General features: G+C 60.5%; 27 protein-coding genes. 13 read left to right on the forward strand and 14 right to left on the reverse strand.

What is annotated here, in order from left to right:
• Position 1: 1 nt before the first annotated feature.
• Both IHQ71_RS01520 and IHQ71_RS01525 read right to left on the reverse strand, forming a co-directional pair.
• Positions 2-1,093 carry a microcin C ABC transporter permease YejB gene (locus IHQ71_RS01520; protein WP_258160135.1) on the reverse strand — a complete coding sequence of 364 codons (1,092 nt, stop codon included), beginning with the start codon at positions 1,091-1,093 and terminating at the stop codon, positions 2-4.
• Between the two features lie 143 nt (positions 1,094-1,236).
• Positions 1,237-3,069, reverse strand: coding sequence for an extracellular solute-binding protein (locus IHQ71_RS01525; RefSeq protein ID WP_374989941.1), 1,833 nt, complete (start codon positions 3,067-3,069; stop codon positions 1,237-1,239).
• Between the two features lie 228 nt (positions 3,070-3,297).
• Here IHQ71_RS01525 and mepA point away from each other — a divergent pair, with 228 nt between their 5' ends.
• From mepA to IHQ71_RS01565, 8 genes are all read left to right on the forward strand, one after another.
• On the forward strand, positions 3,298-4,332 hold the full coding sequence (gene mepA / locus IHQ71_RS01530; RefSeq protein ID WP_374990071.1) for a penicillin-insensitive murein endopeptidase: 1,035 nt from the start codon (positions 3,298-3,300) through the stop codon (positions 4,330-4,332).
• Between the two features lie 212 nt (positions 4,333-4,544).
• Positions 4,545-6,041, forward strand: coding sequence for an IMP dehydrogenase (gene guaB / locus IHQ71_RS01535; protein WP_258160137.1), 1,497 nt, complete (start codon positions 4,545-4,547; stop codon positions 6,039-6,041).
• Positions 6,041-6,571, forward strand: a complete 531-nt coding sequence (locus IHQ71_RS01540) for a hypothetical protein (protein WP_258160138.1) — start codon at positions 6,041-6,043, stop codon at positions 6,569-6,571. Before guaB ends, IHQ71_RS01540 begins: the two co-directional genes overlap by 1 nt.
• A gap of 24 nt (positions 6,572-6,595) precedes the next feature.
• Positions 6,596-7,015 (forward strand): MAPEG family protein, encoded by a 420-nt coding sequence (locus tag IHQ71_RS01545; RefSeq protein ID WP_258160139.1) that lies wholly within the window; start codon positions 6,596-6,598, stop codon positions 7,013-7,015.
• Positions 7,016-7,090: 75 nt separating this feature from the next.
• A complete protein-coding gene (locus tag IHQ71_RS01550; protein ID WP_258160140.1) occupies positions 7,091-8,233 on the forward strand; it encodes a patatin-like phospholipase family protein in 1,143 nt (380 codons plus the stop codon).
• Between the two features lie 11 nt (positions 8,234-8,244).
• Positions 8,245-9,027: a 3-hydroxybutyrate dehydrogenase gene (locus tag IHQ71_RS01555; RefSeq protein WP_258160141.1), complete on the forward strand. Its 783-nt coding sequence runs from the start codon at positions 8,245-8,247 to the stop codon at positions 9,025-9,027.
• 139 nt (positions 9,028-9,166) lie between these two features.
• Positions 9,167-10,039 (forward strand): dienelactone hydrolase family protein, encoded by an 873-nt coding sequence (locus IHQ71_RS01560; RefSeq protein ID WP_258160142.1) that lies wholly within the window; start codon positions 9,167-9,169, stop codon positions 10,037-10,039.
• A 163-nt stretch (positions 10,040-10,202) separates the two neighbouring features.
• Positions 10,203-10,877: a calcium-binding protein gene (locus tag IHQ71_RS01565; RefSeq protein ID WP_258160143.1), complete on the forward strand. Its 675-nt coding sequence runs from the start codon at positions 10,203-10,205 to the stop codon at positions 10,875-10,877.
• A gap of 63 nt (positions 10,878-10,940) precedes the next feature.
• Here IHQ71_RS01565 and IHQ71_RS01570 read toward each other — a convergent pair whose 3' ends face one another.
• From IHQ71_RS01570 to IHQ71_RS01605, 8 genes are all read right to left on the reverse strand, one after another.
• Complete coding sequence (locus IHQ71_RS01570; protein ID WP_258160144.1) at positions 10,941-11,846, reverse strand: VOC family protein; 906 nt, start codon at positions 11,844-11,846, stop codon at positions 10,941-10,943.
• 155 nt (positions 11,847-12,001) lie between these two features.
• Positions 12,002-12,436, reverse strand: coding sequence for a type II toxin-antitoxin system PemK/MazF family toxin (locus IHQ71_RS01575; protein ID WP_258160145.1), 435 nt, complete (start codon positions 12,434-12,436; stop codon positions 12,002-12,004).
• A gap of 2 nt (positions 12,437-12,438) precedes the next feature.
• Positions 12,439-12,696 carry a type II toxin-antitoxin system Phd/YefM family antitoxin gene (locus tag IHQ71_RS01580; protein WP_258160146.1) on the reverse strand — a complete coding sequence of 86 codons (258 nt, stop codon included), beginning with the start codon at positions 12,694-12,696 and terminating at the stop codon, positions 12,439-12,441.
• Between the two features lie 52 nt (positions 12,697-12,748).
• On the reverse strand, positions 12,749-12,988 hold the full coding sequence (locus tag IHQ71_RS01585; RefSeq protein ID WP_258160147.1) for a sulfurtransferase TusA family protein: 240 nt from the start codon (positions 12,986-12,988) through the stop codon (positions 12,749-12,751).
• 5 nt (positions 12,989-12,993) lie between these two features.
• Positions 12,994-14,457 (reverse strand): L,D-transpeptidase family protein, encoded by a 1,464-nt coding sequence (locus tag IHQ71_RS01590; RefSeq protein ID WP_258160148.1) that lies wholly within the window; start codon positions 14,455-14,457, stop codon positions 12,994-12,996.
• A gap of 196 nt (positions 14,458-14,653) precedes the next feature.
• A complete protein-coding gene (locus IHQ71_RS01595) occupies positions 14,654-15,601 on the reverse strand; it encodes an acetyl-CoA carboxylase carboxyltransferase subunit alpha (RefSeq protein ID WP_258160149.1) in 948 nt (315 codons plus the stop codon).
• A 40-nt stretch (positions 15,602-15,641) separates the two neighbouring features.
• Entirely contained in the window at positions 15,642-16,583 is a 942-nt protein-coding gene (locus IHQ71_RS01600; RefSeq protein ID WP_374989942.1) for a site-specific tyrosine recombinase XerD, read from the reverse strand.
• A gap of 9 nt (positions 16,584-16,592) precedes the next feature.
• On the reverse strand, positions 16,593-16,745 hold the full coding sequence (locus tag IHQ71_RS01605; RefSeq protein WP_258160150.1) for a hypothetical protein: 153 nt from the start codon (positions 16,743-16,745) through the stop codon (positions 16,593-16,595).
• Between the two features lie 154 nt (positions 16,746-16,899).
• On the opposite strand from IHQ71_RS01605, the gene IHQ71_RS01610 reads away from it, so the two are divergent.
• The 3 genes from IHQ71_RS01610 to IHQ71_RS01620 are packed head-to-tail and all read left to right on the forward strand — an operon-like array spanning position 16,900 to position 19,463.
• Positions 16,900-17,487 carry a shikimate kinase gene (locus tag IHQ71_RS01610; protein WP_258160151.1) on the forward strand — a complete coding sequence of 196 codons (588 nt, stop codon included), beginning with the start codon at positions 16,900-16,902 and terminating at the stop codon, positions 17,485-17,487.
• Positions 17,480-18,598: a 3-dehydroquinate synthase gene (aroB, locus tag IHQ71_RS01615; RefSeq protein WP_374989943.1), complete on the forward strand. Its 1,119-nt coding sequence runs from the start codon at positions 17,480-17,482 to the stop codon at positions 18,596-18,598. The genes IHQ71_RS01610 and aroB overlap by 8 nt, the downstream gene beginning before the upstream one ends.
• A gap of 4 nt (positions 18,599-18,602) precedes the next feature.
• Positions 18,603-19,463, forward strand: a complete 861-nt coding sequence (locus IHQ71_RS01620; RefSeq protein WP_258160153.1) for a transporter associated domain-containing protein — start codon at positions 18,603-18,605, stop codon at positions 19,461-19,463.
• 74 nt (positions 19,464-19,537) lie between these two features.
• Here IHQ71_RS01620 and IHQ71_RS01625 read toward each other — a convergent pair whose 3' ends face one another.
• Positions 19,538-20,026: a RidA family protein gene (locus IHQ71_RS01625; RefSeq protein WP_258160154.1), complete on the reverse strand. Its 489-nt coding sequence runs from the start codon at positions 20,024-20,026 to the stop codon at positions 19,538-19,540.
• 196 nt (positions 20,027-20,222) lie between these two features.
• On the opposite strand from IHQ71_RS01625, the gene IHQ71_RS01630 reads away from it, so the two are divergent.
• A complete protein-coding gene (locus tag IHQ71_RS01630) occupies positions 20,223-20,909 on the forward strand; it encodes a TetR/AcrR family transcriptional regulator (protein ID WP_258160155.1) in 687 nt (228 codons plus the stop codon).
• Between the two features lie 119 nt (positions 20,910-21,028).
• On the opposite strand, the gene IHQ71_RS01635 is transcribed toward IHQ71_RS01630, so the two are convergent.
• Together IHQ71_RS01635 and IHQ71_RS01640 are read right to left on the reverse strand one after the other, a co-directional pair.
• Positions 21,029-21,562, reverse strand: coding sequence for a GNAT family N-acetyltransferase (locus IHQ71_RS01635; protein ID WP_258160156.1), 534 nt, complete (start codon positions 21,560-21,562; stop codon positions 21,029-21,031).
• 148 nt (positions 21,563-21,710) lie between these two features.
• Positions 21,711-22,580 (reverse strand): NAD(P)-dependent oxidoreductase, encoded by an 870-nt coding sequence (locus IHQ71_RS01640; RefSeq protein WP_258160157.1) that lies wholly within the window; start codon positions 22,578-22,580, stop codon positions 21,711-21,713.
• A 189-nt stretch (positions 22,581-22,769) separates the two neighbouring features.
• Here IHQ71_RS01640 and IHQ71_RS01645 point away from each other — a divergent pair, with 189 nt between their 5' ends.
• Positions 22,770-23,384, forward strand: coding sequence for a TetR/AcrR family transcriptional regulator (locus IHQ71_RS01645; protein WP_258160158.1), 615 nt, complete (start codon positions 22,770-22,772; stop codon positions 23,382-23,384).
• Between the two features lie 12 nt (positions 23,385-23,396).
• On the opposite strand, the gene IHQ71_RS01650 is transcribed toward IHQ71_RS01645, so the two are convergent.
• Positions 23,397-23,642 carry a DUF1127 domain-containing protein gene (locus tag IHQ71_RS01650; protein WP_258160159.1) on the reverse strand — a complete coding sequence of 82 codons (246 nt, stop codon included), beginning with the start codon at positions 23,640-23,642 and terminating at the stop codon, positions 23,397-23,399.
• Positions 23,643-23,905: the final 263 nt, after the last annotated feature.

A 23,905-nucleotide genomic window follows, 5' to 3' on the forward strand; every position in this document is an offset into this window, starting at 1 on the left:
GTCAGACCTCCCGCTTTTCGAAGTCGATGCGCGGATCGACCCAGGTATAGATGAGGTCCGAGAGCAGCCCGATCAGCAGGCCGGTCAACGAGAAGATATAGAGCGTGCCGAACACGATCGGGTAGTCGCGCTTGACCACCGCGTCATAACCCATCTTGCCGAGACCATCGAGCGAGAAGACGTTCTCGATGAGAAGCGCACCGGCGAAAAAGGCGGAGATGAAGGCGCCGGGCAGGCCTGCGATCACGATCAGCATCGCATTGCGGAAGACATGGCCGTAGAGAACCTTGCGCTCCGTCAGCCCCTTGGCGCGCGCGGTCACCACATATTGCTTGCGGATCTCGTCGATGAAGGAATTCTTGGTGAGCAGCGTCGTGGTGGCGAAGGATGAGAGCACCAGCGTCACGACGGGCAGCGTCATGTGCCAGATGTAATCCAGTATCTTTTCAGGCCACGGCAACTGATCCCAGTTGTCGGACACGATGCCGCGCAATGGAAACCAGTCGTAGAAAGAACCGCCGGCAAACAGCACGATCAGCAGGATGCCGAACAGGAAGCCGGGAACGGCATAGCCGACGATCACCACGCCCGACGTCCATACGTCGAAGGTGGAGCCGTCGCTGACCGCCTTGCGAATGCCGAGCGGGATGGAAATGGCGTAGGAAAGCAGCAGGATCCAGAGCCCGAGCGAAATCGATACCGGCATCTTCTCGATGATCAGGTTGAGCACCGACTCATTGCGGAAGAAACTCTGGCCGAAATCGAACCGGGCATAATTCCACATCATCTCGAAGAAGCGCTGGTAGGCGGGCTTGTCGAAGCCGAATTGCACCTCGAGCTTCTTGATGAGCTCCGGATCCAGACCCTGGGCGCCCCGGTAGCGCCCCGACGCCTCGGACGATCCGCCGTCGAAGCTCGTCAGATCAGACGTGTTGCCCGACAGCCGGTCGCCGCTGTCCTGACCGGTGAGCTCCGCGATCAATTGTTCGACCGGTCCGCCGGGCGCGAATTGAACGATCGTGAATGACAACAGCATGATGCCGAAAAGCGTGGGGATCATCAGCGCCAGGCGCCTCAGGATATAGGCTCCCAATTCAGGTCTCCGTCTTTCGGTGCAGGGTTTTTGCTGCCGCCAACTCATTCTCCCTGGAAATTCCGAACCCCGATTTCGTTGATTCGGAGCTCGGGCTTAAGAATGCCATCTCGTCTTAAATCGCAAGGCTTTCGCGAGGCCCGCTATTGCTTGGCCCACCAGATCGACGGAAAGCCGCTCGAATATTTGGGAAGCGGCTTCGGCCGGTCGAATTTGTCCCAATAGGCGAGTCGGGCATAGCGCAGCGTATAGCTGGGCACGACATAGTGATGGTGGAGCAGCACCCGGTCCAGTGCCTTGGTCGCTGCGACATGTTCGTCACGATCCTTGGAGAAGATCACCCGCTGGATCAGCTTGTCGATGCCGGGGTCGGAAATGCCGGCATAATTCTGCGTGCCGTCGGTGGCGGCGGATTTGGATCCCCAGTATTCGGCCTGCTCGTTGCCAGGATTGAGCGACTGAGCCCAGCCCGTGTAAAGCACGTCGAAGTCACGCTTGCGGGAGCGCTCGACGAATTGCGAGGAATCCACCGAACGCACGGTTGCCTTGATGCCGATCTTCTGAAGGTTCTGCGCATAGGGCAAGGCGATGCGTTCGATCACGGGCGTGTTGAGCATGATTTCAAAGGCCAGCGGCTTGCCGGTCTTCACGTTGACCATGTCGCGGCCCCGGATTTCGTAGCCTGCTTCCTTAAGAAGTGCGACGGCCTTGCGAAGGTTGTCGCGGAACTTCTTCGGTTCGCCCCCGACCGGATTCTTGTATTCTTCGGTAAAGACATCGGCCGGGATCAGGTCTTTCACCTCGTTGAGGATTTCGAGTTCCTTGCCTTGCGGCAAGCCGGACGAGGCGAGTTCCGAGCCGTAGTAATAGGAATTGATCCTGGAATACTGCATGTAGAAGATGGTGCGGTTCAACTCCTCGAAATCGAAGGCGTAGTTCAACGCTTCGCGGACGCGCTGGTCCTTGAACATTTCCCTGCGAAGATTGGGAATGAAGCCGACGAGTACGCCCGAATTGCGATAGTCGTTCTCCAGTTCCTCCTTCTTGATCCTGCCATCACGGACGGCTGGGAAATCGTAGGCGGTCTTCCAGCGCTTGGCCTCGTTCTCGGACCAGTAGTCGCTGCTGCCGCCGCGGAAAGCCTCGAATTCCACATTGATGTCGGAGAAGAACGTGTAGTTGATTGTGCGGAAATTGTCGTATCCGATATTGACGTTCAGGTCCTTGCCCCAATAGTCGTCGCGCAGTTCGTAGGTGATGGACGAACCCGGCTTCATCGACTTGATCTTGTAGGTTCCAGAGCCCATCGGGAGTTCGAGCGAGGTCGCGCTGATATCGCGCTTCTTGCCATTGGGACCCGTGCTCTCCCACCAATGCTTCGGCACCACGATCAACTGGCCCATGATGGCGGGAAGTTCCCGGTTGCCCTTGAGGTCGAATTCGAAGGTGACCTCGCGGTCGCCGGTCTTCTTGCCGGCCTTGACGTGCTGGTAATAGAACAGCTTGGACTGGTCGTATTCCTTGGCCTTCTCGAAGGAGAAGAGCACGTCATCGACCGTGACCGGCTGGCCATCCGCCCATTTCGCGTTGGGATTGAGCTTGAAGGAGACCGACGAAAAGTCGGCCGGATAGGCGATGCTCTCGGCGATCAGCCCGTAGCTTGAAAAGGACTCGTCGAGCGAGCTTTTCATCAGGGTCTCGTAGACGAGGCCGATGCCGAGCACGATATTGCCCTTGTTGATCACCGGGTTGAGATTGTCGAAGGTCGCGAGTTCGGTGAGCCTGAGATCACCGCCCTTTGGTGCGGTCGGATTCACATAGTCGAAATGCTTGAAGCCCGGGGGATATTTGAGCTCGCCGATGACCGAGATGCCGTTGGTCCAGTTGAGGTCCGCCGCCATGGACGGCCAGGCCAGGGAAAGCGCAACAAGCGCCGCTGAAAATCCCCCGCGCAACCCCGAAACAAGCAAACGCATCTATACCGTCCTTCCGATCTCACTGCCGATTTGCGGCAACACTCGCATAGAAAAAGCGATCATGGCAAATTTAGTGGCTGCCGAGGGCCTCTTTTCACATTCACCACGGATTCACCAGAATCATGGAATTGGTTAGACTGCGAGGCAAATCACGTTCCCGTGGGGCGGGAACTCCTGACTAGGGATAACGATGTGAAGTCATTTTGTTTCCGGCTTCTGGCGCTGATCATGTCGGTCTTGGCCGTTCCCGCTGCAGTGCTCGCGGCGGATGCCGTGCCGGCAAAGCAGCTTTTCGGAAAGCAGAACCTGCCCTCCAAGCAGCCGACGCAGTCGCTCGGCTTCTACGCCAAGGGCTGCCTTGCGGGCGGCATCGCCATCCCCGTCGATGGACCGGCCTGGCAGGTCATCCACCTCTCGCGCAACCGGCGCTGGGGCAATCCGGATATGATCGCGCTCGTCGAGCGTCTCGCCCGCGAATCCAGGGCCGAGGACGGCTGGAACGGCCTGATGATCGGCGACATTTCGCAGCCGCGCGGCGGCCCGATGTTGTCCGGCCACGCTTCGCACCAGATCGGCCTCGATGCCGACATATGGCTGACCCCGATGCCCTCGCACACGATGAGCTACGACGAACGCGAGGTCGTTCCCGAAGCCTCGGTGCTGAGGAGGGACATGATGACGGTCGATAGCCGCAAATGGTCCAAGGCGCATGAACGCCTGATCGTCCGCGCGGCGAGCTATCCTCGGGTCGAGCGCGTTTTCATGCACCCTGCGATCAAGAAGAAGATGTGCGATACGCTGAAAGGCGGTGATCGCGCGCTGCTCTCCAAGATGCGGCCGATCTACGGACATCACTATCATTTCCATATCCGCATGAAGTGCCCCGCCGGTTCGGTGAACTGCGAGGACCAGGTCGATCCCGGTCCGGATAGCGGCTGCGGCAAGCAGGTGACCGAATGGCTCAATCGGGTAAAGCCACGCCCGGTGGCCAAGCCCACGAAGCCGACAAAGATCGTCAAGCCGAAGCATCTGATGATGTCGGCCCTGCCGAATGCCTGCGCATTGGTTCTCAATGCGGCCTCGGTGCGTTCGATGGCCGAAGCCGAATTCAGTGGCGGCAGCAACCCCGTGCAAGTGCCCGTGACCGCCTATGCGGCGGAAGATCCGGTCGCCAAAGTGATTGCGGCAAGTGACGACTTCTCGGTGTTCATTCCGCCGATGGGATCGATCCCGCAGCCGTTGGTACGGCCAGCAACACAGTAGAGGTCGCCGGGTGCCGGCTTCGTCTTGAGCCGGCATCATGCAGGCTTGAAAATGCGGAGCCGCAGCTATTCCGGATTTTCATTGAAAATTCATGCTTGGGCCTGTTCCCTTCGGCGTTTCTTCGTGTTACCAGCCCGCGTCATCTTCCGATAGATTTTTCGCCCGTCAGCGGTCTCCCAAGCCGTTCCCGGGTTGTATTCAAGGAGCATGGCATGGCACGTCTCATAGAAACAGCGACAGGACTCGAAGCGCTCACATTTGACGATGTGCTGCTGCAGCCGGGTCATTCCGAGGTCATGCCGGGGCAGACCAATATCGCCACCAGGATCGCGGCCGATATCGAACTCAACCTTCCCATTCTCTCGGCCGCAATGGACACCGTCACCGAGGCGAAGCTGGCGATCGCCATGGCCCAGGCCGGCGGCATCGGCGTCATCCACCGCAATCTCACCCCGATCGAGCAGGCCGAGCAGGTCCGCCAGGTCAAGAAGTTCGAAAGCGGCATGGTCGTCAATCCGGTGACGATCAGCCCCGATGGCACGCTCGCCGAAGCGCTGGGCCTGATGAAGACCTATTCGATCTCGGGCATTCCCGTCGTGCTCGGCACCGGCACTGCCCGCACCGGCAAGCTGGTCGGCATCCTGACCAATCGCGATGTGCGCTTCGCGACCAATCCGGACCAGCCGGTCCATGAACTGATGACCAAGGACAATCTGGTCACCGTGAAGGAAACGATCGACCAGACGGAAGCCAAGCGGCTGCTGCACAATCGCCGCATCGAGAAGCTGCTGGTCGTCGATGACGAGGGTCACTGCATCGGCCTCATCACCGTCAAGGACATCGAGAAGTCGCAGCTCAACCCGAATGCCTCCAAGGATGCGCAGGGTCGTCTGCGCGTCGCTGCTGCCACCAGCGTCGGCGACGATGGTTTCGAACGGGCCGAACGGCTGATCGATGCCGGCATCGACCTGCTGGTGATCGACACCGCACATGGGCACTCCCAGCGCGTGCTGGATGCGGTCACCCGCGCCAAGAAGCTTTCCAACTCGATCCGCATCATGGCCGGCAATGTCGCGACGCCGCATGGCACCCAGGCGCTGATCGATGCGGGCGCGGATGCGGTGAAGGTCGGGATCGGCCCGGGCTCCATCTGCACGACCCGCATTGTCGCGGGCGTCGGCGTGCCGCAGCTCGCCGCGATCATGGGCGCCGTCGATGCGGCCCAGAAGCAGAATATTCCCGTGATAGCCGATGGCGGCATCAAGTTCTCGGGCGATCTGGCGAAGGCCATCGCCGCCGGTGCCTCGGCCGTCATGGTCGGCTCGCTGCTGGCCGGGACCGACGAGAGCCCGGGCGAGACCTATCTCTACCAGGGCCGCTCCTTCAAGGCCTATCGCGGCATGGGCTCGGTCGGCGCGATGGCGCGCGGTTCGGCGGACCGCTATTTCCAGGCGGAAGTGCGCGATACGCTGAAGCTGGTGCCCGAGGGTATCGAGGGACAGGTTGCCTACAAGGGGCCGGTCGCGTCCGTCCTGCACCAGCTCGCCGGTGGCCTTCGCGCCTCGATGGGCTATGTCGGTGGCAAGGACATTCCGGATTTCCAGGAGAAGGCGACTTTCGTGCGCATCTCCGGCGCCGGCCTGCGCGAAAGCCATCCGCATGGTGTGACCATCACTCGGGAAAGCCCGAACTACCACGGCGGCGGCTGATGGAAGAACATGGCTGGCTGATCCTGATCGCGGCTGCCATTATGCTTGGGGGCATGACCCTTTGGGAAATGCGCAGGCTGGCACCCCGGTTCACGGGGCTCCAGTTGCGCCTGTCGGGCTACGACACGGAGATCATCGCCTTCCTGAAAGACCTGGGCGGCGATGCCGGCCAGCTGGACCGCGTCAATCGCGTGCGAAAACTCGACCTTCGCGTGCCGGCCATTCTTGGTTTCGTCTTCATCGCGGCAAACTTGTTGTTTGCCGGAGACCCCGCTACGGCGCGGATGATTCCGTATTTCATTCCGGCTCTGCAGGTTCTCGGCATCGGCACCACAGTGATTGCGCTGGTCGGGGATTACCTGGAAAATATCCAGCTCGGCCGGATGATCGACGCCCTGCCGGCGCTGCCGGATGATGCCAGGGTCCTCAAGGCATCGCGAACAACCATCGTCAAACTGTGGGCCTATATCGCCGCCGTGGTGATCGCCGCGCCGCAATTGCTCGTATATCTGTATCTCAAGATCTTTTAGGCGAAGCCACGGACAGCGCCGTTCATGACCCAATCAACCGCAATCTTCTGGCCTGTGATCGTGCAGGTCGCTCTGATCTACGTCCTCTATTACATGCTGTTTACCCGGAGGCAGGCTGCGGTGAAGGCGGGAAAGGCGAGGCTTTCGCAGTTCCGCGACAATGTGGCCGAGCCGGCCGAGACGCTCTTCCTCCGGAACAACCTTACCAACCAGTATGAACTGCCGGTGCTCTTCATCGCCGGCTGCATCGCGACCTATGCCGCGGGGCATGCGACCGTCGTACCGGTTATTCTTGCGTGGATCTTCGTGGTTCTGCGAATCGCCCATGCGATCGTCCATGTCGGCCAGAACCGGTTGCGGCACCGCGTGCCCGTCTTCATCGCGGGCTTTGTCGTCAACGGCCTGCTCTGGCTCTGGCTTGCCGCGAACATTGCCTTGAATTAATTTGTGCGGCGCACTCTGATCCCTATATGAATATTGCGCTGCAAAGGCGCGGGCCACTTCCGCGAGGATGTTCATATGGACCTCGGCAAGGACAAGAAATACCTGGTTCTGCAAGGTGGCGGCGCATTGGGCGCCTATCAGGCGGGCGCCTATGAAGCGCTGCACGATGCCGGCGTCCGGCCCGAATGGATCGCAGGCATTTCCATCGGCGCGATCAATGCGGCGATCATATCAGGTAATCCCGAGGAGAGGCGCGTCGAAAAGCTGCGCGCGTTCTGGGAAATGGCGTCGGGCGGCCCGAAGACGCTTCCATTCGAGACCGGCCCGCTGATCCGCAAATGGCTGAACGAATATTCCTCCGCCTTCAACTCGGCGGTCGGCGTCAACGGGTTCTATCTGCCGCGCAGCCTGATGCCCTGGCAATATGTCGCCGATCCCGACGCCGCGATCAGCTTCTACGACACCTCGCCGCTGATCGAGACGCTGGAGACGCTGGTCGATTTCGACCTGATCAACCGCCGTGCCGTCCGCCTCAGCTTGGGCGCGGTCGAGGTCGTCACCGGCGATTTCGCCTATTTCGACAATCATCCCTGCCGTCAGAGATATGACCCGAGGCCGATCACGGCGCACCATGTTGCCGCCTCCGGCGCGCTGCCGCCCGGCTTTCCGCCCGTCGAGATCGACGGCAAATATTACTGGGATGGCGGCCTGGTTTCCAACACGCCGTTCCAATGGGTGCTCGACGAGCGGCGGACCGTGGACGATATCTGCGTCTTCCAGGTCGACCTATTCTCCGCCAAGGGCATGATGCCGCGCGACATGTCGGATGTGCTCGCCCGCGAAAAAGAGATCCGCTATTCCAGCCGCACCCGTATGAACACCAATGAGGCGGCCAGGAACGAGCGCCACGAAAAGGCGCTGAAGCGCTTGCTCGACCGGCTGCCACTCGAATTCACCGATGATGGCGATGTCAGGATCCTACGGAAACAGGAGGATCGCGGCGCGGTGAGGGCAGTGCATCTGATCTACGCGCGCAAGCCTTACGAGACCCATTCCATGGACAACGAATTCTCGCGGCTGACCATGGAAGAACATTGGAAGGCAGGCTACGACGATGTGCGAAAGACCTTCGCTTCCCGCCAGTGGCAGAACCGCGTAATCCCGGACGATGGCTTCGTGTCCATCGACCACCGCAGAGACGACAAACAGCATTCGTGAAGGAGACTATCATGGACCTCAAGGGCAAAGTCGCCATCGTCACCGGCGCCGCGAGCGGCATCGGCCTCGGCATCGCCAAGCGTTATGTCGCGGCGGGCGCCAAGGTGGCGATCGCCGATCTCAAGATTGAAGCGGCCAATGCCGCCGCGACCGAACTTAACACCCAAGGTCCGGGCGAGGCGATCGGCATCGCCGTGGACGTGACCAGCGAAGCCGAGGTCAACAAGGGCGTCGCCGATGTCGTCGCCAAATGGGGCACGGTCGATATCCTGGTTTCGAATGCCGGCATCCAGATCGTCAACCGCATCGAGGATTTTGCCTTCACGGACTGGAAGAAGATGCTGGCCATCCATCTCGACGGCGCCTTCCTCACCACCAAGGCCTGCCTGCCGCATATGCAGAAGCAGAAGTCCGGCGCGATCATCTATATGGGCTCGGTTCATTCCAAGGAGGCTTCGCCCGCGAAATCGGCTTATATCACCGCCAAGCACGGACTGCTCGGGCTGGCGCGTTCGGTCGCCAAGGAGAACGGTACATTCGCTATCCGGTCAAATGTGATCTGCCCCGGCTTCGTCCGCACTCCCTTGGTCGAGAAGCAGATCCCGGAGCAGGCCAAGACGCTCGGCATATCCGAGGAGGAGGTGATCAAGAAGGTCATGCTCGGCCAGACCGTTGATGGCGAGTTCACGACCATCGAGGATGTCGCCGAGACGGCGTTCTTCTTCGCGGCTTTCCCGACCAACGCGCTGACCGGCCAGTCGCTGATCGTCAGCCACGGCTGGCATGTCGAATAGCGCGACGGAACGCAAGCGCCGGCAATTGCGTTTCATCACGCTAAATTGAATGCGCGCATGCGGTTTTGATCGCCCGTGCCGTGATCTTTGCGGGTTCTTTCTTTAAGCTCGCACACCTGTGAATAGGGAGGACGTGCCGTTGGAACATCCCAAAATCACCCAGGCGATGATCAGTGCCTATGATGAATATACCCATCTGACGCTCGATCGCCGCGACTTCATGCGCAAACTGCGGGCACTGGCCGGCTCGGGCGCGGCAGCCGCCGCAATCGCCCCGATGCTCGCGGCCAGCAAGGCCGCAGCGGAGGTCATTCCCGAGAACGACGATCGGCTGACCACCACGGACCTGACTTATCGCGGCGCGCCGGGCGACATCAAGGCCTATGCGGCCATGCCCAAGGACGCGACCAAGCTTCCGGCGGTGATCGTGATCCATGAAAACCGCGGCCTCAATGCGCATATCAAGGATGTCACGAGGCGGCTGGCGCTCGAAGGCTTCCTGGCCATGGCGCCGGACATGCTTTCGCCTTCGGGTGGCACGCCCGAAGACGAGGACAAGGCCCGCGAGATGATCGGCGCGATCACGCAGGATATCTATGGCTCGAACCTCGTTGCGGCCGTGGAATTTCTCAAGGGCCACCAGAATTCGACCGGCAATGTCGGCGCCATCGGCTTCTGCTGGGGCGGCGGCCAGGTAAACCGGCTGGCGACACTGTCGCCGGACCTGAAGGCCGGCGTCGCCTATTACGGTGCGCAGGTGCCGGCGGAAGAGGTGCCGAAGATCAGTGCAGCACTGATGCTGCACTATGCCGGCCTCGACGACCGTATTAATAAAGGCATCGACGCCTACAAGGCCGCACTCGAGGCCAACAAGAAGGACTTCCAGATCTTCGTCTATGACGGCGTCAACCACGCCTTCAACAACGACACGTCGTCCGCCCGCTACAACAGGCAAGCGGCGGACCTCGCATGGTCCAGGACAGTCGAGTTTCTTAAACAGAAACTCGCCTGACCTCCAGCGGCCGGGACGTGCCCCCGTTCCGGCCGCACCCTCCATGACCATCTCGTTCCAAATCTGGCAATAAGGCCAAGCAGGGTTGACACAGGGCTCGCCAGCGCAAAGCATGCCGCCGGGACAGCGAATGCCAACGGATCATTGATCAAGGGAGATCACCATGGCCAAGCCGACGGTGAAGCTATTCGATGCCTATTACGATACCGCGCTCGATGTCGAGGCGCTGATCGTGCTCTCGGGTACGAAGAGCAAGGTCGTCTGTCTCGACACGTCATCCTTCCAGAAGGTCTTCTTCGAAGGCAAAAATTTCGATTACGACATGGGTCGGTTGAGCGCGGGGACCATCCAGAAGGTGACGTTCACCGATCCCGATGGTGCGCCGCTGCAAATGCTATCCGGTCTCAGGATTGATCCCGGCCAACTCGCCGGTATAGACATGTCTGAATTCACCCTGTCACTTGCCGTCCGTCTGGCCGCCAGCGGCCTGAAATATATCGGCACCAACCAGGAAGACACGTTCACCGCCAGCAACGGCAATGATATCCTCAACGGCCGTGGCAGCGATGACGAGCTTCAAGGCGGCGAGGGCCGCGATGTTCTCATCGGCGGCGGCGGAAACGATACTTTCATTTTCGCGGCGGGGATGGGCCGCGACACGATCAACGACTTCGATGCCGACGGCGGTGGTGCGGCACCGGATTTCATCCAGGCCACGTTCGCATCCGCCGACATCAGCCAGTCCGGAAAGAACACGATCGTCGATTTCGGCAATGGTGACATATTCGTACTGCTGAAGGTCAACGCCGCCGACGTCACAAGTGCCGATTTTGTGTAGAGCCTTTCATTGTTAAATGGAAGGCTCTAAGACGGGATCGGTAGGCCGAGCCGCACTTGCGTCTCAAGCCGCGCTGACGAACTTCACGCGCGTACCCCAGGGATCGAGTGCTTCGATCGTATCGCCGCTCTCGTGGAAATCGGAACCGGCGCCGCGCAATCGTCCGCGCAGCCCGTCCATCAATGGCTCGGAGACCGAGAAGGCGAGATTGTCGAGGCCGTTCATCTTTTCGCTGCGCATGCCGGCGCCACGGCTGCGCCAGACATTGGCGCCGATATGGTGGTGGTAGCGCCCATTGGCGAGGAAGATCGCGCTGGCATCGGGGATCTTCGCCATCATGTCGAGGCCGGCGGTCTTGATGTAAAAATCCTCGGCCTTGGCCGTATCGCCGACACGCAGGTGCACATGGCCGATGCGGAAGCCCGACGGCGCCACGAAGGGCATGGTCGAATCGCCCGGCAATCCGCTGACGAGGCTATCGATGTCGAGACGTTCGGTCGCCATGGCGATCTGGTCGCCGTTCCAGCGCCAGCTCTCTGGCGCGCGGTCGGCATAGACCTCTATGCCATTGCCCTCGGGATCGTCGAGATAGAGTGCTTCGGACACGAGGTGATCGGAAAAGCCGGTGAAAGGCACATTGTTCTTGACCGCGAAGATCAGCCAGCGGCCGAGCGACGCCCGGTCCGGCATCAGGAAGGCGGTGTGGAACAGGCCGGCGGAACGGCCGTCGTCCGGCTCGTCCGAGGGCCGGGATTTCAGTGTGAAGAGCATCTCGCCATCCTTGCCGAGAACGCTTTCGCTCTCGGTTTGCGCGAGCACGTCCATGCCCATGATCTGGCTGTAGAACGAGGTCATCATCGGGAGGTCGCGAACCCTCAGCGCCACCGAACGGATATGGATGGGCCGGGTAACGGCGAAGCTCGGCTTGGCCGCCTGGGCGGCTGCGGGTTCTGCTGTGGTAAGCGTCATGGCGAGTGTTCCTGTTCCAAGAATCTGGAGCGCGGCCCGGCGTGATAAATCCTGACTGGAAGACATGTTTTTCCCGCTAGGGCTGGCTCTGTTGGATTAGAGATGATCCCAAGGGGCGAGAATTGCAACAGTGCAAGTGGGAGATGGAGCGTTCACTATTCGGTGCGGGGGACTAGAGATGTGTTTTGCTCACGAAGCGCTGTCAGAAAGCGCTGCTGTGTGAGTTCGAATAGTTTGCTGGGAAGTTCGCCGTAGATCATTGAGGTCTGACCCGGAACCGGCCGAATATCAGGTCCTGGCCATGTGAAGCGATTGGCTTCGCTGAGCACGATCCAAGAACGCTGATCGTCAAGTCCGAGACGAAGCTTGGTTGCGTGTGGAATTTCTATCGAATGCGTCTGATTGCCGGGCGGGCTATGCGTTACCGGCAGCACCGTCACGAACTCATTGCCATCCTGCATGCTCTCGACGGCCAAGATAACCACACACGGTCGATCTTTCGCACCCTCTTCGCGGCCGCGCCGATGTTCGTCGGCCCAGAGGTAGGAATACCGGATGACTTGGCCGGGGATTGGCCGCAACGGCGCCACCGTCAGTCCTCCACCTCATGGTCGAAAGCCTTCGATTCTGGCGAAGGCCTGGCATTTTCGATGGCGCGAATGTCTTCCTCGGTGAAATCCTCCAGTCGCATGACTCTTCGATAATTCTTGTGCAGGTCGCGGTACTCGTCGGCGGAGATCAGCACCGTTCCTTCACGCCCGTTACGCGTCACCGCGACCGGTTCTCTAAGAGCGATGTCCTGATATTTGCCGATATTGCGCTGGAATTCGGCTGCGCTGACTTTCAGCATTGGGGCCTCCTGCTCTTATGCAATATGCATAAGATGCATGAAGTCCGATAGTTCAGTCAAGTCTCTTGCGGATCACGAACCTGTGCCCCGTCTCCAGCGTCTCCTGCGATACCAGCGCGTGGCCGTTCTCGTTACAGAAATGCGGGATGTCGATGGCTGAAAGCGGATCGGTGGTTTCCACGGAAATGAGGGTGCCGGCAGCCATTTTGACCAGCCGGTTCTCGGTCTTGATCACGGGGTAGGGGCATTTCAGCCCGCGCAGGTCGAGCGTGGCGGCAATGTCGTCCGCCACGGATATTACCAGACCTTCCAGAATGGCTTTTCCTTGGGCTGGCTGTCGGCGGCAGCGACCGGTGGCTGGACAGCCTGTTCGGCCTGATCTGCTTTGGCGTCGGCCGGCTTCTTCGCCGCAACAGCCTCGGTCTTGATCGCCTTCTTTTCGTCCGTCTTGGCGGTGCCATCGACGACGACAGGCAAGGCGTTCGGATCAGCAGTCGTTACTTCGACCGGCGGCGCGGATTTGATCTTGCGCTCCCAGACCTTCCAGAACGGCGCGTCTTCGTCCTGTTCCTCGGCGACATAAGCCTGCATCACGGGCTTGATCGGATTGGGCTCGGGAACCGGGATCCTTGCCTTGGCGAGGCGCTTTTCGAGCTTCTCGTCTTCCTTGCGCTTTTCGTCCGCGAGCTTCTTGCGGTAGGCGACTTCCGCGACCGAGATATATTCGACGGTCGGCCGGACGCCCTTCTTGATGTCCTCGACCTTCTTTTTCGCTTCGGAATAGGACGCGACGGCATCCGAGGTCATGGATTTCTTGGCCTGCGCGTCGACCACGACATAATCGGCGTCGTTCGGGATCGCGCGGACCTTGCCCATGCGCCGGTCGAGGCGCTCCTGCGCCTTGCGGTCCCACTCGGCAGTGTCTTTCCAATCGGCCGAATACTTCGTCGTTGACGCGTTGAAAGCCTGCTCGTAGCTCTTGGAATAGCTCTGGTAGGCTGCGGTCAGCGCCGGAGGCGTCCCCGAGTTACAGCCGCCGACCTCATTGAACGCGTATTTCTTGCCGCAGACATCGACCACCGGTGGGCGGTGGGTGATCTCGAAATGGTCGTAGCCGGTCTTGAGGTTCTTCCAGAATTCGTAATGTTCGGAAGAACGGCGCTTGGCCATGTTCTCCGCCGTCATGCGGAACGGAAAGGCCTGAATCTGGAAACTCTTCTGGCCGCCCTTGAAGGCATCGCGCGCAAACGCATAGACCTGCAGCACCGCGGCGTCCGAGATCGAATAGCAGCCCGAAGAAGAGCAAGCCCCATGGACCATCAGGTTGCGGCCCGAGCGGCCGTAAGCACGGTCGAACTTGTTCGGATAGCCCATGTCGAACGACAGATAGTAGCTCGAACTGGGATTCATCTGTGCCGGCGTTATCGTGTAGAAGCCCTCGGGCGCCTGGCGGTCGCCTTCCTTCTTCTTCGGACCAAGCTGTCCGGACCAGGCGCAGATTGGATAGGTCGCGACGAGCTGGTAGCGATCCTGGGAATTCGCCTTCCAGACTTCCATGACCGCCTCTTCCTTGAAGATGCGCATCATGATCGGCGACGACATGGAAAGGTTCATCTTGGCGAGCTTGGAGCGCATCTTGGCGGGAAGCGGATGCTCGACGCGGTTCGACACATGCTCGATCCCGACGAGCGCATCCTGGGAATTGCAGCTCGCCAGCAAGCCCAGTCCCAGAGCAAATACAAGTCCGTGAGATAACCGCATGCCACCAATGTCCACTATGCAAACGCGCGCCCGGAAGCTCTTGCGCGTAATGATACCAAGCGAAACTTATAAGTCAAAATTGGTTACTGGATTGTTCACATCCGGTTAACCACTGCTGCTCACCTTCATACCGCGCAAACCGCCAAGTCTTTCAAAGGGAAAGATTGTGGCCTAGTTGGGGCGGTATCGTGGCACTTCAGAGCTGACGGCCCATTGCGAGGAACTTTTGCCGTCTTTCTTCGCGCAAGTCCTTGCGGCCCTTCAGTTCGGAGAGCGACGACGCGATGATTTCGCCGGCCGAAGCGATCGCCTTTTCAGGTGCCCGATGGGCGCCGCCGATCGGCTCGGCGATGATTCCATCGATGACGCCGAGCGACTTCAGGTCCTCCGCCGTGATCTTCATATTCTGCGCCGCTTCCTTGGCGCGGGTCGAATCGCGCCACAGGATGGAGGCCGCGCCCTCGGGCGAGATCACCGAATAGATCGCGTGTTCGAGCATGTAGACGCGGTTGCCGGTGGCGATCGCGATGGCGCCGCCGGAGCCGCCTTCGCCGATGATGATCGAGACGATCGGCACTTTGACGCCGAGGCAGGTCTCGGTCGAGCGGGCGATAGCCTCGGCCTGGCCGCGCTCTTCGGCGCCGATGCCGGGATAGGCGCCGGCGGTATCGACCAGCGTGATGACAGGCAGGCCGAAACGGTCGGCCAGTTCCATGATGCGGATCGCCTTGCGGTAACCTTCGGGGCGGGCCGAACCGAAATTGTGGCGGATGCGGCTTTTGGTGTCGGAGCCCTTTTCCTGGCCGATCAGCACAACGGGCTCGCCGCGGAACCGTGCGAAGCCCGCCTGGATCGCATCGTCGTTGGCGAATTTGCGATCGCCGGCCAGCGGCGTGAACTCGGAAAACAGCTGCGTCTGGTAATCGATGAAATGCGGACGGTCCGCATGGCGCGCGACCTGGGTCTTCTGCCACGGCGTCAGCTTGGAATAGATATCGGCCATCGCGTCGCGGACGCGCGTTTCAAGCCGCGCGATCTCGTCCGACGTATCGACGCTTTGGTCCTGCTCGGCGAGCGTCTTGAGCTCGATGATCTTGCCTTCGAGATCGGAGATCGGCTTTTCGAAATCGAGATAGTTATGCATGGTCACCCGTTTCCGGCTTCATTGTCCGCCGCGCGGCATCCTATTCCCTGTTTTTTGTGGTTTTTGCAAGGGGGTGGTGCGTTTCGACCAGTTCACGCAGCTTTTCATCGAGCACATGGGTATAGATCTGCGTGGTGGAAATGTCGGAATGGCCCAGCAGTTCCTGCACCACGCGCAGATCCGCGCCATTGGCGAGCAGGTGGCTGGCAAATGCGTGGCGGATCACATGCGGCGACAGCGCTGCCGCGCGGATGCCGGCCCGAGTGCCGAGGCTCTTCAAGTCGCGGGCAAAGACCTGGCGAGGCAGGTAGCCGGTGGCGCTCGAAGCCGGAAAGAGGAAGGCGAATTCCTTGTCGCCATGCACGGCTTTCAGCTCCGCGCCATAGGCCGCTATGGCCGCTACGGCCGTCTTGGTCAGCGGCACCAGCCGTTCCTTCGAGCCCTTGCCCCTGATGATCAGGAACCGGCCGTTCTCACCCAGCACGCGGGCAGGGAGCGAGACGAGCTCGGTCACCCGCATGCCGGTGGCGTAGCAGAGTTCGAGCAAAGCGAGCATCCTCAGCCGGTCGAGCCTGCCCGGTCCCTCGCGGGCGGCCTCCTGTTCGGCCAGCAGCAGCAGCTTGTTGGTGTCCTCCTCGCTCAACGTCTTGGGCAGCGACCGGCCTTTCTTTGGCGCATCGAGTATGCCCGACGGATCGTCCTCGCGAATATTTTCCGCATAGAGGAATTTGTAGAACTGCCGGATCGCCGAGAGCCGTCGCGCCTGTGACGAAGCCTTGTAGCCCTCGCGCGCCATGTAACTGAGGAAGGCCTGCAGGTCCGGCGAGCCTGCGGATGTCAGCGATGCGCTGCGGGTCTTCAAAAAGGCCGAGAGTTCGTCGAGATCCCTCTCATAGGATACAAGCGTATTCTTCGCGGCACCACGTTCGGCGCTCATCATTTCGAGAAAGGCTTCCGCATGGGCGGCGGACAGATCGCGCACGGCGTCACCTCATTGCGGCGGCGGATTGGTCCGCTCGGACGGGATTTCAATCGTTGCGTCGCGCGGTTTCGGCTCCACGAAATAGGCCAGCGCGAAGAGGATCGCATAGACCACACCTGCTATCAGCGCACACCAGTAGAGAAAGCGGAAAAGCGTGGGCATTGGCTGGCTGGGTGTTCCTGCGGCGATTCGATGAAATGGCCCTGTCATTTATGAGTTGCCGGGCAAGCTTGTGCAAGCGCGAATGCGGCTCGCCACCTTGACGCTTGCGGTTCTTTTACCCATAGGAACTTGAATGCAATGCGGGAAAGGCTTCATGGAGGGAACCACCATCGGAACCAGTGCTGCGGCCGATCTCGCCCGGCGGGTTCTCGGCAAGCGCAATCTCGTGCTTGTCGGTCTGATGGGCGCCGGCAAATCGGCGATCGGCAAGCTGGTGGCGTCCGAGATGGGCATCCCCTTCATCGATTCCGACCATGAGATCGAGCGCGTATCGCGCATGACCATTCCCGAACTCTTCGAGAAATATGGCGAGCCGGAATTCCGCAAGCTGGAAAACCGGGTGATCACAAGATTGCTCCGCACTGGGCCGCGCGTGCTTTCGACCGGCGGCGGCGCCTTCATGAATGGCGATACGCGCGCCTCGATCCAGTCAAGCGGCCTGTCGCTTTGGCTTGATGCCGATCTCGAAACATTGTGGGAACGGGTGATCAAGCGCGACAACCGGCCGCTCTTGAAGACTGAAAATCCCAGGCAGACGCTGGAGAACCTGATGATCGCGCGCTACCCGACCTATGCGCAGGCCGATCTGACGGTCAAATCGCGTGACGAGAAGAAGGACGTGATCGCGTCCGAAGTGATCGGTGCGGTGGCTGCGTTGGCAAATGAGAGTGGCAATGAGTGAACTGGAAAAGACCGTCCGCGTCGAACTCGGCGACCGGTCCTATGACATATTGATCGGACCGGGGCTGATCGCGCGCGCAGGCAGCGAGATTGCAGCACGTCTCAAGGGCAAGCGCATGGCTGTGATCACCGACGATCATGTCGGCGCTCGCTATCTCGAGCCGCTCACCGCGAGCCTCGGCGAAGCCGGCATATCGGTGTTCCCGCTGACGCTGCCGGCGGGCGAGAAGACCAAGAGCTTCGATCCGCTGATCAAGGCCTGCGACCATGTGCTGGAAGCCAAGATCGAGCGCAACGATGCGGTGATCGCGCTGGGTGGCGGCGTCATCGGCGATCTCACCGGATTTGCGGCGGGCATCGTGCGGCGCGGCACGCGTTTCATCCAGATCCCGACCTCGCTGCTGGCGCAGGTCGATTCCTCGGTCGGCGGCAAGACCGGCATCAATTCCCGCCATGGCAAGAACCTGATCGGCGTGTTCCATCAGCCCGACCTCGTGCTGGCGGATACCGACGTGCTCGATACGCTCTCCCCGCGCGAGTTCCGCGCCGGCTATGCCGAGGTCGCCAAATACGGCCTGATTGACAAGCCGGATTTCTTCGAATGGCTGGAGAAGAACTGGCGCGCGGTGTTCGAAGGCGGCGCGGCCCGGATCGAGGCGATCGCGATTTCCTGCCAGGCCAAGGCCGATGTGGTTGCCGAGGACGAACGCGAGAACGGTCGCCGAGCGCTGCTCAATCTCGGCCATACATTCGGCCACGCGTTGGAAGCCGCGACCCAATATGATTCGGCTCGGCTTGTGCATGGCGAGGGCGTGTCGATCGGCATGGTGCTGGCGCATCAGTTCTCGGCGCGGATGAACCTCGCAAGCCCCGATCTCGGCCGCCGCGTGGAAAAGCATCTGCGCGAGGTCGGCCTGCCGGTCACCATGGGCGAGATACCGGGCGGATTGCCGCCGGCCGAGGTGCTGCTCGAAGCCATCACCCAGGACAAAAAGGTGAAGGGCGGCAAGCTGACCTTCATCCTGACGCGCGGCCTCGGCCAGTCCTTCGTCGCCGACGATGTGCCTGCCTCAGAAGTCTTGTCGTTCCTCCGGGAAAAGCTGGAGGGCTAGGCGCATGAACTGGCTCGCGCGCTTTGCCGCATGGCTTGGTCGCCTCGCCGGCAACGGACAGACCGAGCCGCGCCGTCTGGGCAATGGCGGCGATGCCCAGGCCAACGCGCCGCGAGACAACAACGGCAACGGCTCGTCGCGGGAGCGCGACAGCTGGCAGGAACTCGACGAGCGCGAGATCTCCGACGTCATGATCCATCGTACTGTGATGAAGGCGATCAATGCCGACGATCCGCCCGAGGTCGCGGTCCGGACGATCCTCGACAGCGCATTCACGCGCATGCCGGTGTGGAAAGACGAGACCGATAATATCGTCGGCATCATCCACGCCAAGGATATCCTGCGCGCCCTGACCGTGCCGGGTAGCACGCCCGAAATGCTCGACATCATGAAGATCGCCGACCGGCCTTGGTTCGTGCCGGATACGACCAGCATGAAGGACCAGCTCGCGGCGTTCCTCCACCGCAACACCCATTTCGCCGTCGTCGTCGACGAATATGGCGAGGTGCAGGGCATGATCACCATGCAGGACATTCTCGAGGAAGTGCTGGGCGACATCTCCGATGAACATCAGCCGGACCTCTCCGGCGTGCGGCGCGAGGCCGATGGTTCTGTGGTGGTCGATGGCGCGGTGTCGATCCGCGACCTCAACCGCGCGCTCGGCTGGGCGTTGCCCGACGAAGACGCCACGACGATCGCCGGGCTGGTGATCTACGAAAGCCGGTCGATCCCCGAGGAGCGATCGTCGTTCACCTTCCACGGCAAGCGTTTCATCGTGATGAAGCGGGTGAAGAACCGGATCACGCGGTTGAGGATCAGGCCGGCGGACGAGGTGCTGGCGCTGACTGCGCCGGCGCGGGCCTGAATACCAAAGCCCGCGCCAATCTTCCAAATGGAAGCAGCTTTGCCCCCACGATGACGCCTGATCTCTCGCCGCCACTATTCCAGAACAACGATGGCCTCGACCTCGAAGAGCATCGGGTCGATCGCAAGCTTGGGGACGGGAACCAGGGTCTGCGCCGGCAGCGTGTCGCCGAACATTTCCTTGACCTCCTGGGTCAGCACCCCAAGCTTGGACATGTCGTGATCGACCACGAAGATCGTTAGCTTGGCAACTTGATCCGGCTTGGCACCGAGCCCATCCAGCGCGGCGCGTAGGTTCGCATAGGCCTGCTTCACCTGCACGGCGAAGTCCGGCGACAGGGCGCCGGTGCTGTCCTGGCCGCCTTGTCCGGAGATATAGGCCACCCGGGCTCCGGCAGGCACGATCACCGCCGTGCTGTAGCCATTCGGCGTCGGGTCATAGAGGTTTTTTGGATTGACGATGGTCAGCTTGCGATCGTTCTCGTTCGCCGTTGTCTGGGTGGAAACGCCCGTGGTCATGATGATTAGCCCTCCGATAAGCAGATGCCTGATTGCGCGTGACATGATTTTCTCCTGGCTCTGAGAACTGCGAGTAATCGACGCTCGCGGCCTGCAGGATTGAACTTCAGTTTATTGCCGTTATGATTGACTCGTACGACGTACGATTTAATCGCATCGTACGTCGTACGAGTCAATCGCTCAATATCGACATTTCGATATTGCCAGCTTAAATCGACGCTCTGGTCAGCAAGGAAAACGGATGGCAGCCAAACGTAGCGACGCCGAGGGCAAACGGCCTCAGCGGAAAGATATGTCACCACAATCCTCGCAGGAACCGCCCCTCTCGCTGGAGCGGATCGTGGCGACAGCGATAGAGTTGCTGGACGCCCTAGGGATCGACGGATTGAAGATGCGGCGGCTGGCCGATCGCCTCGGCGCGGGCGCGATGAGCCTCTATTGGCACGTCGATAACAAGGACGAGGTTTTCGATCTGGCCCTCGACTCGGTGCTCGAATATCGCGCGCCGGCGCAAGGCGCTGAGGCTAGAGATTGGCGCGGGGACGTCGTTCATATGATCGAGGACTGGCGCGCCAGCATGCTGCGGCATCCCTGGTCGGTATCGCTGTTGCCGCGCCGGTCGCTCGGCCCGAACATTCTCATTCGCCTGGAACTATTGAGCAAGACACTGTCCGGCGCCGGCGTAGCGGACGCGGATTTGAACGTTGCGATATGGTCGCTCTGGAATTATGTGATCGGCGCCACCATCACCCGCGCCAGCTTCGACCTCTCGGACGACGACCAGGCCGCGGCCCAGGAGCGCCTTACGCGCCTGTGCGAACACTACCCGACGATCGAGCGCTCTCGCCTGCTGTTGGACAATGATTGGGATGGTGCTTTCAGGAAGGGCCTCGACTTCCTGCTCGATGGTCTCGCGCCGAAACAGTGAGCATCCGCCACGTGCCTTCCACGGCAAGGGGCAGATTCGTGCCCCAAAAGCGGTCATCAGTGAGCAGGTAATCTATCATTATGGAATGGCACCAGAGGGCTGTCTGATTTACGCCAGACTTACTCTAGCTGCTCGGGAAGCCTGTAGACTTCAATCTCACGCCCGCAGGTTGGATCGATAGTCTCGCGGTCAAAAACCATGCCTAGCTTTTGCATGATACGCACCGAAGCCCTATTCCCAATTTGGCAAATGCTTACAATGTCTGAGATACCCAATTCAGTAACGCCGAACGATAGGGCGGCGGCAGCAGCTTCGCTCGCATGGCCTTTGCCCCAGGACGGCCTTGAAAACCTCCAGCCAATTTCGATTGAAGGCAGTATCTCGGGCAAAAAATCGGGCCTAGACAAGCCCGTAAAGCCTATCAAATCGCCTGTTCGCTTTTCTTCAACGGCAAACAAGCCGTAGCCCTTTTCGTCCCATTCTCTTTCAAACGACGCAATGGATCGCCCTGCTTGTTCAGCGGTTCGAGTCGAGCCGTTGCCGATGAATTGCATCACGTAGGGGTCGCTGCACAGTTCTGCAAAGGGAGCGTGATCCTCGCGCTTCCATCGCCTTAGGCGCAGTCGCTCGGTGTCAATTTTCTGATGTATCATTCTATGGTCGCGTTTGGCAGAGCTGGCGCATATCTCAAGATTTTTGCACCATCGTGACGTGCAAGCAAATTGAGTTTAGCTGGATAGTGCAAACTCAGCCCGCTTTGGGCCAAGACCTGTCGAACTGAGTGTTGGAGAAGGGTCTCTCTTACCCCTTCTGCCGATCCTTCAGCTCCAGAAACAGCCCCGCGTGATCCAGATCCGCCCCACCCAACTCATGCACAAACCGATGATAACGCGCCTGCTGCAACTCCGCCTGCGGCAGCGCCAGCCCGAGGCTCTCGGCCTCCTCGCGCAAGTTATTTAAATCCTTCAACTGCAGTGCCGAACGCCCGCCGGGCACGAAATCGCCGTCGGCCATGCGCTTGCCGTGCTGCTGCAGGATGATCGAATCGGCAAAGCCGCCCTTCAGCGCCTCGCGCAGCCGGTTCATGTCGGCGCCGGCCGATTGCATCAGCAGCATCGCTTCGGCGACGATGCCGATGGTGGTGGCGACGATGCCCTGGTTGGCGAGCTTGGCGAGTTGGCCGGTGCCGGGTGGGCCGACCAGCGTGGGGCGGCCCATTACCGAAAGCGCCGCCTTAGCCGTCTCAAAAGCGTCTTCCTCGCCGCCGGCCATGATCGCCAGCGTGCCGTCGGTCGCACCCTTGGTGCCGCCGGAAACCGGTGCGTCTAATGCGCTTACTCCCTTCGCCTTGAGTAGGTCGAAATGCGTACGCGCCTCACGCGGCTTGATCGAGCTCATATCGACCAGGATCGCGCCCGGCTTCATCGCATCGGCCACGCCGCCATCGAGCAGCGCACGCACCGCGCTGCCGTCGGACACCATGGTGATGACGATATCGGCATTCCGCACAGCGTCCGCCGCAGAAGCCGCGACGGTGGCGCCATCGGTCTTCAGCGCCTCCGCCTTGTCGGCCGAACGGTTCCAAGCGGTAACCGAAAAGCCTGCCTTGAGGAGGTTGCGCGCCATCGGTGCGCCCATCAATCCGGTTCCGAGAAAGGCGATCTGCTGCATGCGGGGAAGGTCCATGTTGGAGGGGACTGACCTATAGCAATCCCTTCCCTTATCCACAACGGCGGCGCCTATTTTGGCAATTGTCAATATTCGCAAGATTTATTTTAGCCCGGTGTGAACCGGCTTGAAGCCCTGGGCGTAATAACCCGCTACAATTCAGATCGCAGTCACGCGTGGAACCGGTATCGCATGGATAGTCAACTGAGACGCCCGCCCAAGCAGCAACGAAGTCGCGGGCGGGTGGAAGAAATTCTCGCCGCCGCCAAGCGCCTGATCGGGGAAAAGGGCATCGACGGCGTCAAGATGCGCGAGATCGCGGCATTTGCAGGAGGGCCGATCTCCTCGGTCTATCAATATTTCCCCAACAAGTCGGCGATTATCGCGACGCTGTTCCAGCAATGGACGGAGGAGATCGAAGGCGCGATCGGTGGCCGGGCCGCCGAGGTGGCCGATCTCGACGGGTTGCAGCGATCGGCGTCCGACATGCTCGATTATTTCTTCGAGCGGGTTCATTCGGACCCGGCCATCCTCGACCTGATCAACGCTGTCCAGGCCGACAAGGCGCTGTTGAACCTCGATGTCGAAAGCACCCGCCGCCAGGCCGACAGCTTCTGCGAGGCCGGCCGACCCTTCGTACCGGCGTCGCGCCATGAGGATTTCCGTAGGGTTGCTTTCCTGATGTTCCAGCTCACGACCGGTGCTGTCAGGCTTGCGCTGTCCGACGGACAGGACAAAAACACTGTCCTCGAAGACTACAAGACGATCATTCGCGGCCAGATATCGCTGTTCACAATGCCGGAATGATCGACGTCGCGATCAGAACATGTTGCGCATCCGCGCGCGGCGGAGGACCGTATCGGGATCGGAAGACAGCGGTGCTGTCCTGATATCGAGCATATCTCCCCGGGAGAGGCCGATGTCACGCAGCAGATTGTCGTCGAGCGCGTCGAGATCGCGCAACGCGCTTCGAGTCCTGCGCATCCCGCCGAGCGCCGCGACGAAGGCGGAGAGCCGGTCGAGGAGTGTCATCCTCGATGTGTGTGCTTCGTTGAACATCGTCATTTGAAAATCTCCTGGCCGGACCTGCATAGGCTCCGGCATTTTGAATTTCTTTGTCAGGTCGTGCGCCGGCTGCGTGAATGAGTTGGCATTGCCATGCGGCCGGAGCCGAATTGCGCAGCATTGGCTCGATGCATATTCAAGCGTTATACGACAGGCCCCTGCCACTATCTGTCAGCATCATGCACATCTGAAAAAGAAAAAGCCCGGCCAGTTGCTTGGGAAGGCAACGGGACCGGGCAGTCATGCAGGGTAGCTTGGCGGAC

Source organism: Rhizobium sp. TH2, assembly GCF_024707525.1.
Classification (GTDB): domain Bacteria; phylum Pseudomonadota; class Alphaproteobacteria; order Rhizobiales; family Rhizobiaceae; genus Rhizobium_E.